A 15,745-nucleotide genomic window follows, 5' to 3' on the forward strand; every position below is an offset into this window, starting at 1 on the left:
AAACTCATAACCAATCGTTATGAATCGGAGGTACCAGATGAACCTGCACACATTACGTATTTTCGTCGAAGTAGCTGCACGCAGCAGTGTCACGGCAGCCGCAGATGCCCTTGCAATCAGCCAACCAGCAGTCAGCGCGCAAATCCGCAAGCTGGAGCATGAGCTGGGCATGACTCTACTGACACCGGTAGGCCGCGGGATTAGGCTCACCTACGAAGGGCAATTCCTGTATGAGCAGGCACGACGCATCTATGACTGGGAAAAGGAAATCGAGACCCACCTGCAAGAGATCAAGGACGGGACAAAAGGAAAGCTGCGTCTCGCTTCCACCCATCTCCCCTCTCATTACCTCGTTCCAAAATGGCTGGCTGCCTATAAACAGGTTCATGAACAAGTCGAAATCGAAATTCGCACTGGAAACTCGCAGCAATCTATCGACCGGCTGCTGCGCTGTCAGGCCGATCTGGCGGTAATTACAAACGAGTCGTGGGACGACCTGCCCATCCGGCGTTTCCATCTGACAGACGTTCTCTTCTGGTTTATCGTTCCTGCTCATCATCCGTTTGCCGGACAGAAAATCACGCTAGCTGAGCTCGTAGAAGAGCCGTTCTTATTGCGGGAGCAGGGAAGCTCGACTCGGGAGCGCCTCTTTTCTCTTTGCAAGGAAAATGGCGTGAATCCGCCGCGGGTCGGACTGCAATACCATGGCCTCGTGGAATCGATCCAGTCTGTTCGTGCTGGCTATGGTGTTATGCTCGCTCCTGAGCTGGCTGTCCGCGAGATGGTGGCACGTGGGGAAGTCGGTCGTGTAACTGTGCCCGGTGTCAATATCAATCGTCCGGTTTATTTGTGCTTGCGTGAGGATGATCAGAATCACCGACCTGTCGTAGCGCGGTTTTTGGAGATGATTTTGGGGGGAAACATGTAAAAAAGCCCATTCCAATATCGGAAGGGCCCTTCGTAATTCCATCTATTAAGGAAACACAATCGTTTTATTGCCATACACCAGCACGCGGTCTTCCAAATACCAGCGAACTGCACGAGCGAGGACGGTGCGCTCTACTTGACGCCCCAGCTGCTTGAGTGTCTCGACGTCTTCCTGATGAGTTACACGCAGTACATCCTGGTCGATGATCGGACCTGCGTCCAGCTCCTCTGTCACGTAATGAGCAGTCGCCCCGATCAGCTTCACACCACGGCGGTATGCCTGCTCATATGGTTTGGCTCCCACAAACGCTGGCAGGAAGGAATGGTGGATGTTGATGATGCGCATCGCATAGTCCTCCAAAAAGCGCGGGGACAAAATCTGCATGTAACGAGCGAGCACGATCAAGTCTACCCCTGCGGCAGCCGCAATTTGTGCTTCCTCCGCTTGTGACTTGTTTTCTTTGGTCACCGGAATGCAGTGGTACGGGATGCCAAAAGACTCCACGGTTTCCTGCATGTCTGGGTGATTGCTGATAACAACTGCGATATCCGCAAACAGCTCGCCAGATTTCCAGCGCCACAATAGCTCCAGCAAACAGTGATCTTCTTTGGAGACGAACAGAGCTACCTTCTTGCGATTATTCGCTTCAACCAGGGACCATTCCATGCCAAAGCTCTCGGCTAGGGGCTGAAACTCCGCTTTAATGGCTTCACAGCGCTCTCCCAGGTTAACCAAATCAAATTCAATCCGCATGAAAAAACGGCCCGTTTCCGGATCGGTTGTATACTGGTCTGACTGAACGATATTAGCTCCCTGTTGAAACAGGAAATTAGAAACAGCCGCCACAATTCCCGCACGGTCTGGGCAAGAAATCAGCATACGCGCGCGATCTTTGTTTTTTTCGCGGTATGCCAGCCATTCTCTCTCTGATAACAAATGCATGATGTTCTCTCCTCCATGGTAAACAGCAAAAAGTTGTTTGCAATTATACCATTCCCTGTACCAATTTCTATACCCAAAAACCGAATTAAGAAGGGTTGATCAATAAATTATTTTAGATAGAGGATACAACTATTCACGATTTGCAATTCCATTCATTAAAATGTCCACACTCAAGGCAATTTGCTCCTCGTCGCTGTAGTTCCCAAACTCATCCGGGTCCAAGACTTGCCGGAACAATACCAGCCCGATCATCGAGGACAGTACAGTCCGAAAAACAGCCTGAGTAGGCAATGGCCGCAGCTCACCGACATCTACCTTTGCTTCAATCAGCTTCCTGGCCATTTCTTTGACATCGGCAAACACGCTGGCGATCAAGGCTTCCCTGATCTCGTCATGGAAAAATGCCTCCTGCAGCATAATGCGTACATGCTTTTCGTTTGCCATGACAAGCTCCAAGCGATTGCGATACAGCTGCGTCATGACCTCGGTAAAAGGCTTCTTGGACTCTTCCTTGAAAATTTCCCGGACGTCCTTCAAAATAAACGGCGCTGCCACCTTCAGCAGGACAGGTGCGACGACAGCCAGCAAAATATCCTTTTTGGACTTGTAGTGACGAAAGATCGTTCCTTCTGCTACTCCAGCTTCCTTGGCGATTTCTGAGGTGGAGCTGGCATGAAACCCTTTTTCAGCAAACAGCTTGATCGAGGCACGCAATATATTGCGCTGTTTTTCCGTCATCTCGCTCTCGTCCTTGAGCTCCTCAACATATTGCAACAGGCCCTCTTCAAATGATGGCTTGCTCATCCTCTTCTTTACGCTCCTCTATTCGATCTTTTTGCGGAATCGCAGGATGGCAACGGTCAAAATGAAGAGGCAAAACACTCCCATTCCAACCACATCCCGCCACAGAGCCTCGAATCCAGCTCCTTTTAGAAAGATTCCACGCAGTATTTCCAGGAAATAGGTCAATGGGACAAGCCCACCAAACCATTGTATCACGACAGGCATCGAATCGCGCGGGAACATAAAGCCTGATAAGAGCACGCTAGGCAGGATCAAGGCAAACGCCATCTGCATCGCTTGCAGCTGTGTTCGCGCGATCGTGGAAATGAAAATGCCAAGCAGCAGTGTCGTCACCAGAAAAAGGATCGATAACGTAACTAAAAGTGGGATGCTCCCTTTTACCGGGACACCAAACCAATACGTTCCGACCAGTAGCACGAGACAAAAGGAAAACAGTCCCACGCCAACATAAGGCGTAATTTTGCCAAGCATCAATTCCAGTGGACGAATCGGAGTCACAATCAACTGCTCCATCGTCCCCCGCTCTTTTTCACGAACGAGTGAAAAGGCAGTCAGGATCATCGTGACATTTTGCATAATGAGCCCAATCAGTCCTGGTATGTTGAACACGATGCTTTCCATATTTGGATTGAACAGCACACGCGCGTCCAGACCAAGAGGTGGCTTTAGCTCTCCCATCCCTTGCTTTTGCAGTCTTTCTTCCTGGAGGGTAATCGCCTGGTTTTGTACAATGAGCTGGGCATGGGAAGTCGCTGTTCGGGCGATATTCGGATCAGAACCGTCGATGAGCATTTGGACATGTATCGGCTCACCCCGATCCCGCAACCGGGTATAGTCTGGACCAATGACCAGCGCGACATCAGCACTTCCCTCATCGAGCATGGCCTCAATCGCCTTATAGCCATTCACCTGCGCAGTCACCTGGAATACATGTGTGTTGACGAACTGGTCGACGAGCTCACGGCTCACCGCAGAGGGACTTTGGTTCCAGACCACCATTTTGATGTCGTTCACGTCTGTATTGACTGCGTAACCAAACAGGAACAAAAGCATCAAGGGCATGACCAGCGCGATCCCCAGGCTGGGGCGATCTCTTTTGATCTGTATGATTTCCTTTTTCACGACGGACCAGTAGCGTCCCCAGACAAACCTTTGCATCATTCCCCCTCCCCTCTCTGCCTGGCTTCCTCACGTTTGACCAAATCAATGAAGACATCCTCCAGATTCCCACCGCCTCGCTGATCGATCAATTCTTGCGGCGTTCCTTCTGCCAGCAAATCTCCGAAAAAGATAAAGCCAATCCAGTCGCAAGTCTGCGCCTCATCCATGTAGTGCGTAGTTACCAAAACAGTGATGCCTTCGTCAGCAAGCTGATGAATGACTTCCCAAAAGATGCGCCTGGAAACCGGGTCTACCCCTGCGGTAGGCTCATCTAAAATCAACAGCTCAGGCTTGTGCAAAAGCGCGCAGGACAGAGCCAGACGCTGCTTCCACCCGCCTGATAATGATCCTGCCAGTTGCTTCTCTCTGCCCATCAGACCAGCCATCTCGATCAGCTCTTTTTTGCGCTGCTTTCTCTCTGCCGCACTTAGCTGATACACCCCTGCGTAAAAATCGAGATTTTCCTCCACGCTTAAATCTTCATACAGGCTAAATTTTTGCGACATATATCCGATTCGCTGCTTGATTTCCTCGCTCTGCGTCATCACGTCAAAGCCGAGTACCGTTCCTTTTCCCGTAGTAGGGGTTAGAAGACCGCACAGCATACGGATCGTGGTAGATTTCCCTGAGCCATTGGGTCCGAGAAAACCGTATATCGAGCCTTTTGGGACTGTCAGCGTGAGATTGTTGACCGCGACGCGATCCCCGAAGCGCTTGGTAAGTTGCTCGCAATGAATAGCAACACTCATTGTGCTCCCCCCTGATCAGACAGCAGCACGTCTGCTGGCATCCCTGGCTTGAGCTTGTCGAGCCCCTCCGTGATGTGAATCGTTACGGCAAATACGAGCTTGGTTCTCTCATTAGGCGTTTGCACATTTTTCGGCGTGAATTCTGCTTTGTCCGAAATGGTGCTGATCTTCCCCTTGAAAGTCACATCTGGATACGCATCCACATGTATGCCTACCTCTTGCCCCTTTCGAACTCGATTCAGCAGAGCTTCCGGAATATAGACGACAAGCTTCAGTTTGTCTGCTTTCATCATTGTAAACAGTGTCGCGCCGACCTTTGCTACCTCCCCCTGCGTGATAGAGGAACGCAGCAAGACTCCGTCTGCTGAAGCGGTTATTTGTGCCTTTTCCAGTTGCAGCTTCGCCTGGTCCAGTCTCGCCTGCGCCTGCTGCTGCGCCGCAAGCAAGGCTCGTATGGTGTAATCCGTGCTGCCTTCCTTCAAGAGCTCCAAATCAGCCCGGGCACTTGCTTGCTGTGCCTGAGCTGTACCTGTTTGCGAGATGGCAGCGGCTACATCCTCTTGTGCCGACCGAACCTGTGCCTCTGCCTGGGCTACGAGTGCATTCAACTGATTCAACTGTGTTTGCGCCTGACTCGCTGCCTCTTGTTGTGCCTCCAAATCTTTTTTGGATATCGCCCCTTTTGCAAATAAAGCAGTCGCTTCCTGGACGCGTCTTTGTTGATAAAGAAGAGTATCTTTGGCCCCCTGCTGCTGTGATGTAGACTGTGCAAGCTGCTGCTGCGCACGTACGATGCCCGCATCTGCTTGGCTTTTTCTCGCATTGGCCAAATGAATGTTGGAGTCCGCCTGTTGTACTCCGGCAAGTCCTTTTTGGATAGCCACATCACGTGAGCCTGCTTTTGCTTCCTCAACACGGATCGTCGCTTGCTCAAATGCTGCCTGTGCCTCCGCAATACTAATCTGATAGCTGCGCTTGTCAATTTCGGCGAGCACCTGACCTTTCGTCACACGGCTGCCTTCCTCTATTCCCACGCTAGTCACCTGTCCCCCTACCTCGGCCACAATCGGCAGCTCCTCTGCTTCGATCGTTCCAGACAAGGCTTGCTCCGTCTGCCCTAACCACGTGCAGCCCGCCAAAGCGACCACGAGTCCACCAGCAAGCATGGTGCGAAATAACCCTTTCATATAGTCCACCCCGCATTTTAATGTGAGTAATCACTCGCTCAGATAGTAAAAAAATAATGCGATTCACAAACAAGTATGAGATCTCCAAAACAAAAGCGAGTGATTACTCACTTTTAATGAAATTATATGATCATATCTCCCCCTATGTAAATTAGATTTTGAAAACGATCCGATTAATCGAAAAAACCCCTCCGTTTGGAGAGGGCTTGCGCTGATCATTCCTTATTTATAAACGGCTTCCCCATGGCGACTAATATAAGTACCTACCTGTTCCCCATTACAAATCCGTGCCATAGCCCCTGGCTGGTCAAAATTGAACACATGCAACGGCAAACCGTGATCTCGCGCCAAAATCATAGCAGCCTGATCCATAACACGCAGGTCTCGTCTGACGATCTCGTCAAAGGAAACCTCCGTATATTGCTTTGCAGTCGAATCAGTTCGGGGATCAGCAGTAAACACACCGTCTACACCGTGCTTGGCAACGAGCAGGGCGTCTGCTTCCACTTCCAGCGCACGTTGGACAGCTGGATAATCTGTCGTTACGTATGGCTGACCGTTTCCGCCTGCAAAAATGACCACATATCCTTTTTCCAGATGATGCACAGCACGCAAGCGGATATATGGTTCTGCCACTGCGTTGATCGGAACGGCAGTCATTACCCGCACTTCCCGGTTCACTCTGGCTCTCAATACGCCTCGCAGCATCAAGCTGTTAATGACGGTTGCCAATGTCCCGATATTGTCTGCTTCCACCCGCTCGATTCCCCACATATCGGCCATATTCCCTCGAAAAATATTGCCTCCTCCGATGACAATCGCCACTTCGATGCCCATGTTTACAAGTGCCAATATTTCATTAGCGATATGCTCCAGCTGATCAGGATTAAAGCCGAATCCATTTTCTTTTGCGACCGCCCCCCCGCTCAGCTTTACCAAAACCCGTTTGTAGCGCACAGGCATCCCCCTTTTTCGTACGTACTTGTCTCGTCAAATCTCGCCGCCTACGTAGATTCTCCCTCACTTGTAAGAAAACCTCTATCGAGGCTTTCTCAAGGAGGAGCGACCGCGTTTTAGCGGAAAGTTTCCATGCGCTCCATAATTCATAAGCGTCACGCTTATAAATTCTTACACGTTAAAAAAAGAACGAAAGCAATAGCTGCTTTCGTTCTTTACGGGAATAGGGAATGAAACAGGTCGTTCGCGAACGTTTTTTCCATACCCTGTCCCCTCCCTTTTATTGGTACATCAAAAAAACTCTTCATCATTTTATGCAAAGAAATTCGGAAAGTCAAAGGCATCACGCTTGCCTGCCATGATTTCTTTTAATAGCTTATCAGCCGTTTCACATGCGAAGCGGTGCTCCTCGCTTGTAATCATTCCCTGTTGCAGAGCCTCATCCAGCTCATCCTGATCCAAAAGGTACACTTCACCTTGTGGAAGCACCACGATATCCAAGTAGAGGTCGTCGTACCAGATGTGCCCATTCTCATCCTTGCCGTGCCCTTTGCAAATATCGATATACCACTGCACCGTGTTGCCGAGCTCGTCTAGCATTTTGGTAACGGCGTACGCCTGATCACGAGGGAAATACTGCAAATAAACGTACCCCCGGTCTCCTACACACAGAATTTTTTCACCAACAGGCATATACGCAGGATCGCTTACCTCATCTAGTGTTAGGCGAACAGCATAACCGGTAAAGGACAAGGCATCTACCCACTTTTCTTGATAACCTAATCGTTTGACGCGTCTCCAACCAGGGCGGTCTGCTCTTTTTCGCTTCATGGCCTGTTCTCCTCGTCGATTTGGTACCTTTTACTCTACCATGAAAGGGACATGGTTGTCAGATATTACATATCTTCTAATCGAGGTTTTTGGAGTCCCTGAATCAACCATAACGGCCGTTCCATTCCTCGATGGGGTTCATGATCGATGGGACTTGTCTTTCCCAAGCAGACTGTGTGCCCGTCCGTACAGAAAATAAACGATTGCTCCCACTGCGAGCCAGCCGAGAAACCCGATTTTGGTAATCACAGGCAAGCCTCTGCCTATCTCGCCAAGCCTCTCCCAATCACATTAGCGGAAATCGGCTTGTACCCCAGCTCCCGTACCCAAATGGACAATTGCCCCATATGATGGATTTCATGAGCAATAACATGCCTGATGATTTCTCCTTTTGTATGCTCATCTTCACTCCATGGCACGCGAACCATTTCATTCTCCTGTTCACCTGACCACACTTCCAGAAAAGAAGACAGCTCCTCCCGCCACGCATCTGACAGCGCCTTTACTTGCTGAAGCGATTGGTGGTCCTTGTAAGCTACGACCATATCCGGCTTGCCTTGGACGCCTCGCAGCCAGCTGTACTCCACATCCGCAATATGAAACAAGGTGTAAAGAATCGTACCTGCTCCTCCCACACGCTGTTGCAGCAATTGTTCCGTAGAAAGCTGCTTGCACCATTCAAACCATTCGTCTCGCACTTGCCAGTTATATTGAAATAGCATCTTCAATCAAGTCCACCCCCGAGGCTTTTGATCGTCATGAAAATATTTCCTTTTTAAAAATAGCACATACATTCGTATTCATCTATAAAGCTTATCCTTTTTGATTTAGAAAAAAACGCCGCTCATTTCTGAACGGCGCCGTATGCTTAATCATGCTGGTTGAGTGAAAAAGAGATCGCAAATCCTCCCGAGAGAAGAAACAAATAGCTCGATACCTCCACGTCCGGTTTGATGATTTGCTTGATCGCACGAACGTAGAGCCTGATCTGACCCTCGTATCTTTTGGTCAGCTCCTCTACGGCTTTGGCAGATGGTTCTTTGGCTAGCCAGTCTGTCTTGAAATCAATCAGAACGAGACTTCCATCTTGCTCCTCCAGCAAGCAGTCTATCACCCCTTGGACAATAACCTGCTCTTCACTCTCCTCGCCAAGCTCTGGCTCGACTTCATGCGCAGGGATCGCTAGCGTAAAAGGCAGCTCGCGATGTACGACACGAGCCTGCTTCATGCGCTGGCCCAGTGGATCGGCAAAGAATCGAGCGATTTGCCCAACCTCTACCGCCTGCACCTGCTCTTCCGTTAAAAAGCGCTGTGCTGCGAGCGATGCCACCTGATCCCGAATATCTGCTTCATCCAACGAACGCTGCAAATCAAGATGCTGCATGACCAAGTGGGTAATTGTCCCTTTTTCCGCACCGGTGATACGACTCGATTTTTGTTCTGTCATAAACTTCGGTTTTTCTGTAATAGAAGGAAGCATGACAGGCTGTCCGCTTTTGCTTGTCTTCGCATTCCGCTTTAGCTCACTGACACTCCACTTCGCTTGGACACGTGGCGCGATGCCGTGTGGGTCCTTCCAGCTCAAGCTGCTCTCGATCATTCGCTGCAACCTCTCATCTGTCGGCCGCTCCAGGATTTGCTCCCGATGTGTCATACGCTCCCATACAGATAGTTCGTCGCCTTTTGGGTCCGTTTGCGCTCGCAGCTCATCTGCCTGATAAAAATGGAATGACCAGATCGATTCATCTGGTATGGTTCGGACACTTACCACGTCGCCTGTTCCCATCGTTTGCGGATAGGCTCTGAGTGGACCAGCTTCCGGATGACGCAGCATCGCTCGGCCGACCCAGTCGAAATAGCCCTTCGCCTGTATCAGATCCTCATCACTCAGCCGCTCTTCGCCATCCTGGCGTCCCCAGTCAGTTATGCTTTTCGCCAAGTCCTTGGCTGAGCCCACCAAAATGAGCTTTTCACGGGCGCGAGTGAGTGCCACATACAATACGCGCATCTCTTCAGCTAGCATATCTCGTTTAAGCTGCTGACGAATACCTAATGCAGTAATGCTCGGATAGCGAACCAAAAGGGATGGCTCCACCGCCATTGGACCAAATCCAAGGTCTTTGTGCAGCAGGAACTGACTTTTCAAATCCATCGTATTGAACTGCTTACCCATTCCCGCTACAAATACAACCGGGAATTCCAGCCCTTTGCTTTTATGGATCGTCATGATGCGAACGACATCCTCGTTCTCTCCGATGGTCCGCGCTTCACCCAGGTCATTGCCTGCCTCCTGCAAACGGTCGACAAAACGAAGAAACCGGAACAGGCCGCGATAAGAGCCTGCCTCATACTGCTTCGCCCGGTCATACAAGGCACGCAGATTCGCTTGTCTCTGCTGACCATTTTCCAGCGCTGCCACATAATCGAGGTAGCCTGTTTCCCGATACAAAACGGAGAGCAGCTCTGACAGTGCTCCTCTGCGCGCCCCAGTCCGCCAGTCTTTCAAGCGACTCCAAAAATAGCGCAGTCTTTTTTCCCATGGCTCCTTTGCAGTGCGTTCCTCGGCATACTGAACGACAGCGAGATGAAAAGGTCCCGACGCATACTCAACTCGAATTTGTGCCAAGTCTTTCTCGCGCAGACCAACAATCGGAGATCGCAGTACGGCGGCAAGCGGAATATCTTGCAGCGGGTTGTCAATCACGCGCAGCAAAGAAAGCATCGTTTCCACTTCTGTCGCAGCGAAGTAACCGGCTGTTTGCTCTGCGTACACAGGAATTCCTGCAGCTTTCAATTCTTCTTGAAGCGTCTGTCCCCAGCCAGCAGTAGCCCGAAGCAAAATGACGATATCCCGATAGGCGAGCGGACGCAATCCTCCTGCTTTTTTATCAAAAACGAGCAGCGGCGCTTCTCCTTCGCCCGGCTCCATCCAGCGGCGAATGCGACTCGCGATCAGGCGTGCCTCCAGCTGAGCTACGCTCGCTTCCTCACTCGACTCGCCCGATGCTTCCGGAATTGCAGTCTCTGCGTCATCCGCTGCGTCAGGTACTTCAGATTGTCCAGCCTCTCCTTGACTGTTCTTGCGGTCAATCAGGTGCATTTCTACGCGCAAACGATCTGCTTCCACGTCCGGGTACGAAGCCCGATTGATCAGCTCGGCAGACCGATCATAATCGATCTCCCCTACGCCGGGAGACATAATCTGCCGGAACAAATAGTTGACCGAATCGACCACCTCTCGTCTACTGCGAAAGTTAGCCGCCAGATCGATCCGCAAGCCAGGAGCCTCCGTACCCTCGTGGGAGTGGACTGCGTCCTCCTTTTGATAGGTCAAGTATTTATCGAGGAACAGCTTGGGCTCTGCCAAACGGAACCGATAAATACTTTGCTTGACGTCCCCCACCATAAAGCGGTTAGCCGCAGGTCCTGACGTCCCATCCTGGGAAACCATTTGCAGAATTGTCTCTTGTACGAGATTAATATCTTGATATTCATCGACCAGAACCTCGGCAAATTGCACGCGCAATTGCTCAGACACGGATGAGGGAACCACGCTTCCTGCTTCATCGCGCTCCGTCAATATGTGCAGAGCCAAATGCTCCAAATCACCAAAATCCACGAGGCTGCGGGCACGCTTTTCCTTTTGGAAAGCATCAGAGAATGTAATAACCAGCCTCGCAAGCGTCTGCATATGTGGCGCGAGTCGCTCTAAATCAGCCAAGTACTGCTCGGGCGTCATAAAGAAATACTGCTCAAGCAGCTCACCGATTTCTTTTTTCACGCTGTTTCGTAGCTCTTGCACCTGTTCCTTAATGTCAGGATCAGTGCCTTTCACAGGTGGCAGCTTGGCAAAGGTAATTCCTCGCACCGCTTGCACTGCAGCTTCCCAGCCTGTCCGACATGCTGTACTAGCGTAATCCAATGCCGCAGCCTCTGCCTCCAGAAGAGGCAAGTAGGCTGCTGGCCCTTCCGGAGAGGACGCCAAATAGACAGCTCTTCGCATCTTGCCTGTCATGCTCCCCAGCGCAAGCTCTATGGATCTAAGTACGCTTTTAGCCCAAAGCAGTCCATCCAATCCGTTCTTACTACCTACCTCAAACATGCCAGCGGCTTCTTCCAGCCAATGTGCCGGCTCTGGATGGCTTCGCGAAAATTCATAGAGCCGTAGAAGCAAGATAGTAAGCGCCTGGTCGTCCTGTCCATCCAGCATGACATCCGCCAGTGCGTGAAAGTCGACGTCTTTTTCGTACCATTCTTCCAGTTGTTCTTCGAGAACATCCTGACGCAAAAGCTCTCCTTCTAGTTGATCGGCTATGCGAAATTCTGGATCGAGATCAATCAAATAGTAATACTGACGCAGGATTCCTAGGCAAAAGGAATGCAAGGTCGTAATGGTCGCTCGTTGAAGCAAAGCAAGCTGACGACGCAGATGCGCAGAGTGAGGGTCGTCGTTTAATGCTTTTCTCAGTGCATCACCGATCCGATGACGCATCTCCGCAGCAGCCGCATTGGTAAAGGTCACCACCAACAGCTGATCGACGCCAACCGGATCGCTCTCGTCCATGATGCGCCGAATGATGCGCTCGACAAGCACAGAGGTTTTACCTGAGCCCGCGGCGGCAGCTACGAGCAAATTATTTCCCCGCTGAGTAATGGCTTGCCACTGTTCATCTGTCCATTGCTCAGGCTTGGTTTGTTGCTCTTGTGTCATGGGTACCCTCCTCTCCTGTCATCTGCTGTTCCGCTAACATGCCCCAAATTTGCTTGTTGTTCCATTTGCTCAACTGCCTGTGCGAATTCCCGCCTGTTTCCCCGTCAAACTGGCAGACAGGCTTGTACGAGCAGTAATCACAGGCAGTCATCGTACCATTTGTATAGGGATCAATCTGAATTTCTCCATTGGTCATGCGCGTACTGATTTCTTTGACCGTATCCCGTACGTATGCAGTCAAAGCTTGAAACTGTTCTCTCGTCGCCACAGAAGAACGTGAGGAAAGCGTGCCGTCCTTTTTGATCTCAAAAGGCACCAGCTCTGACGCTCCCTGCTCAACCTGTGCATCCATCATTCGTGCCAGCTCGGGTTCAGCCAGCATCAGACCTTTCATTCGCAAACGCTTCGCCCGTTCTTTTTGCGCATCATCCGAGGTTAGTAGTCGCTTGGCAGTCACGAACGGATCGGCTACCTGATAGTAGAACACTCCGCCCATTTCGGCCTTTTTCCCCAGCCATTGCTCTGCATTCGCCACCACGACATCGAGGTACACCAACAGCTGCAGATTCAGACCATTCCAAACATCAGAGAGCTGAAGCTGCTTTGGACTCGACTTGTAATCGATGACGCGCAAGTAAGGAACATCACCGTCGAGTGACTGGTCTACACGGTCGATTCGTCCGATTAGCTGCAAGTCTACACCGTTTTCCAGCGACAATGAGAGGCCCGGCAAATCTGAATTCGGACCAAAGGAAACCTCCAGCCCAACCGGGGCAAAACGGCTTCGCTTGGCATGCTCGCCCAACACGTAAATCGCTCTGCCTACAGCTCGCTTCAGCTTCCCGGACAAATACCGATATCGCGCTGTCCGCGTCAGGATACTGCTTCTGGTTGCTGGAACCAGCTCCTCGACTACGACATTCGCCAAATCCATACTGTTTGCCTCGGTCAGCCTGCCCCATTCCAGGTTTTCTACATTCATTTTCTCAACAGCCAGCTTGAGAGAAGCGTGAAACAGCTCACCGACGTCAAAGCGCTCCAGCTTGTACTGTGTACGCTCAGAAAGCCTCAGCCCGTGTGAGGAGAAATGGGAAAACGGACACGACTGGAACCTCTCCAGACGAGACACACTCATTTTCAGCTGGCTACCGTACAGGCTTGCACTCGTTTCTCTGCTCAGCTCACCCGGCAAATTTTTGTATCGCAAGCCGGACAACAGCCATTTTTCCCGCGCCTCTTCCGGGGAAAAGCGAATGAACCAGTCATAGACCTCCCACCAAAAAGGCGACAGCTCTCCTGTTTTTTTCATGCCGCGCACCAGTGTGAGCAGATGGCTAAAAACGCGTCTCTGATTGCCCAGCAAAAAGATGTCATCCTCAGGCTCGCCTGTCGGTTCGTTATAAAACACATGCTGCACCGCATCTGGCAGCACTTCCTTGACCCGCGAAAAGACGGAGGAAGGCAAAAGCGCCTTGCCTTCCTGATCGGCGAGAGCACAGCTCAATAGCAAGCGCTCTGACGGTCTTGTCATAGCCTGATACAAAAGGTACGGCTCCGCCATCAGGCGCTGCTTGGCTCCTGGCGCCAGAGACAGCCCCATTTCTGCTAGACGCTCCCGCTCTGCTTCATCCAAAATCCCTTCCTCTTTTGGTCGCAAAGGGATGACGCCTTCATTTACACCCAGTACAAACAAGGCTTTTACTTCGGGTTGCCGCGAACGCTCCATCGATCCGATCAATACTTGATCCAGCGCAGGAGGAACAAGCCCGAGCTCGATAGTCTCCAAGCCACTATCCAGGACGCGGGCAAAGGTAGCCAGCTCCATGCTCTCCTCGCCCATGACCTCCACCACCTGGTCCATCAGCTCAACCAGTCCCGTCCACACCTGCCCATGTACCTGAGCCGTGTCCAGATCGCCAGCTTCCTCTGCAGTCTGCTGCCATTTTTCCAGCCTGTTCGGCACATCAAGCGCGATCAGGAGATTGTACAGGGCTGTCGTCATCTCTCTCACGCTTTTGCTTGTCGCCTGCTTCATCTCTTTTTCAAACGCAAGCAAAGGTGCGGCGTATTTGCGCCGCAGCTCATCGGCAATCGCGTCGTCCTCGGCTCCGTACTGCCCGCGAAAACGCCAAGCAGATTCTTCGCCCCACTGATAACCATATACACCATGTGCCAGCACGTAGTTTTCCAGACGATCAATTTCCTTGCGGGCCGTCTCTTCGTCTGCTATATCGACCGTGAGCAAATCCGTTTTCAAACAGCGAAAAACAGCATCATAGCGCCATCTGGTCACAATGACCTCCAGAGCCGAGCGAACCAGCTCCACCAGCGGATGATGCATCACTGTTCGTTTCTGATCGAGGAAGTGGGGAATACCGTAATCCGTAAAGATCGCAGCAATCTCATCTGCATACGTCCCGATCTCGCGAAGCAAAATTCCTATATTTTTCCATCGATACCCTTCTTCTCTGGCGAGCGCAAGAATTTTCAAGGCGACTGCTTCTACTTCTGCCCGTCTGTTTACCGCCGACGCTAATACTACCTCGTCCTTTCGCTCTGCTGGTGGAGAGAAACCGGTATCACCCCATTGGAAATATGCATGCTCCATGTGCCGCAGCCACGGACTGCTGGAAAAACGATGCGCTTCAGTCAATAGAAGTGGTTTGGCAACTGTCACGCCTGCTTCACGTGCCATCAGTGTGAGAGCTTGATAGGTGCGCAGGGTAGGGTGAAACAAGCCCAGCTCATCGACAGAAGCATCTCGTTCATTCGGATCAAGCGTGAGGGCAATCGTTACCTGCTTGGCATGAGCCATCAATTGCTCAATCAGACGCAGCTCCTGATTCGTGAACCCCGTAAAGCCATCTATGAATATCTCTGCTTGCCTGATATACGCGGAATCTCGCACCATCACAGCGACACGGTTCAAAATATCGTCCGCATCACAGTACCCTTCCGCCAAATACGCTTCGTACGCATTCATAATCAGTCGCAGGTCATTTACCTTTTGATTCAGATTAGCCGTTCCCCACTCCAGACTTTCTGTATGTGGAAACGACACACCATAAGACTTGCATTCACTGATTAAACGCCCAAGCTGCGTGGCAAACCCCGGCTGCATCGAAGCTCGGCCAAATACTTGAAGCTCCTCTTTATGCCGCTCCAGCAGCATCCGCAGCACCATATGCTTGCCCAAATCATCGACAGGTACCGTCGTCAAATCGCCGAGCTCCTGCATCAAGCGATGAGCCAGACGCCCGAAGCTCAGTACCTGCGTACCCATGACACCCCCCAGCCCAGGGAGAGTAGCCAGAGCATACTCCTCCTGAAAGCTGGCTTGTTCAGGAACTAACAGGATCATGGGTGTACCGAGCGGGCTTTGTTGCAGCCGCTCTTGGATCTGGCGATGAATGGCGTCCGTTTTTCCAGTTCCCGCTCGTCCCAATATAAATTGGACTGCCATGCTTCTCTTCCT

Annotated in this window: 11 protein-coding genes; 1 reads left to right on the plus strand and 10 read right to left on the minus strand. The window is 51.2% G+C overall.

Going from position 1 to position 15,745, the window contains the following annotated elements:
* Positions 1-37: 37 nt before the first annotated feature.
* Positions 38-928 (plus strand): LysR family transcriptional regulator, encoded by an 891-nt coding sequence (locus SB752_RS02735; RefSeq protein ID WP_410714199.1) that lies wholly within the window; start codon positions 38-40, stop codon positions 926-928.
* A 45-nt stretch (positions 929-973) separates the two neighbouring features.
* On the opposite strand, the gene purU is transcribed toward SB752_RS02735, so the two are convergent.
* From purU to addB, 10 genes are all read right to left on the minus strand, one after another.
* Positions 974-1,870, minus strand: a complete 897-nt coding sequence (purU, locus tag SB752_RS02740; protein WP_410714200.1) for a formyltetrahydrofolate deformylase — start codon at positions 1,868-1,870, stop codon at positions 974-976.
* Between the two features lie 129 nt (positions 1,871-1,999).
* Positions 2,000-2,674 (minus strand): TetR/AcrR family transcriptional regulator, encoded by a 675-nt coding sequence (locus tag SB752_RS02745; protein ID WP_410714201.1) that lies wholly within the window; start codon positions 2,672-2,674, stop codon positions 2,000-2,002.
* A gap of 18 nt (positions 2,675-2,692) precedes the next feature.
* A complete protein-coding gene (locus tag SB752_RS02750) occupies positions 2,693-3,832 on the minus strand; it encodes an ABC transporter permease (RefSeq protein WP_410714267.1) in 1,140 nt (379 codons plus the stop codon).
* Entirely contained in the window at positions 3,832-4,584 is a 753-nt protein-coding gene (locus SB752_RS02755) for an ABC transporter ATP-binding protein (protein ID WP_410714202.1), read from the minus strand. Before SB752_RS02755 ends, SB752_RS02750 begins: the two co-directional genes overlap by 1 nt.
* Positions 4,581-5,771 (minus strand): HlyD family secretion protein, encoded by a 1,191-nt coding sequence (locus SB752_RS02760; protein WP_410714203.1) that lies wholly within the window; start codon positions 5,769-5,771, stop codon positions 4,581-4,583. Before SB752_RS02760 ends, SB752_RS02755 begins: the two co-directional genes overlap by 4 nt.
* A 222-nt stretch (positions 5,772-5,993) precedes the next feature.
* Complete coding sequence (pyrH, locus tag SB752_RS02765; RefSeq protein ID WP_410714204.1) at positions 5,994-6,734, minus strand: UMP kinase; 741 nt, start codon at positions 6,732-6,734, stop codon at positions 5,994-5,996.
* Between the two features lie 306 nt (positions 6,735-7,040).
* Positions 7,041-7,559: a ribonuclease FAU-1 family protein gene (locus tag SB752_RS02770; RefSeq protein ID WP_410714205.1), complete on the minus strand. Its 519-nt coding sequence runs from the start codon at positions 7,557-7,559 to the stop codon at positions 7,041-7,043.
* A gap of 263 nt (positions 7,560-7,822) precedes the next feature.
* Positions 7,823-8,287: a DinB family protein gene (locus SB752_RS02775; RefSeq protein WP_410714206.1), complete on the minus strand. Its 465-nt coding sequence runs from the start codon at positions 8,285-8,287 to the stop codon at positions 7,823-7,825.
* Between the two features lie 140 nt (positions 8,288-8,427).
* Positions 8,428-12,270, minus strand: a complete 3,843-nt coding sequence (gene addA, locus SB752_RS02780) for a helicase-exonuclease AddAB subunit AddA (RefSeq protein ID WP_410714207.1) — start codon at positions 12,268-12,270, stop codon at positions 8,428-8,430.
* Positions 12,242-15,733, minus strand: a complete 3,492-nt coding sequence (gene addB / locus SB752_RS02785; RefSeq protein WP_410714208.1) for a helicase-exonuclease AddAB subunit AddB — start codon at positions 15,731-15,733, stop codon at positions 12,242-12,244. The genes addA and addB overlap by 29 nt, the downstream gene beginning before the upstream one ends.
* Positions 15,734-15,745 lie beyond the last annotated feature (12 nt).

Origin of the sequence: Brevibacillus sp. SIMBA_040 (assembly GCF_046535075.1) — a bacterium.
Classification (GTDB): domain Bacteria; phylum Bacillota; class Bacilli; order Brevibacillales; family Brevibacillaceae; genus Brevibacillus.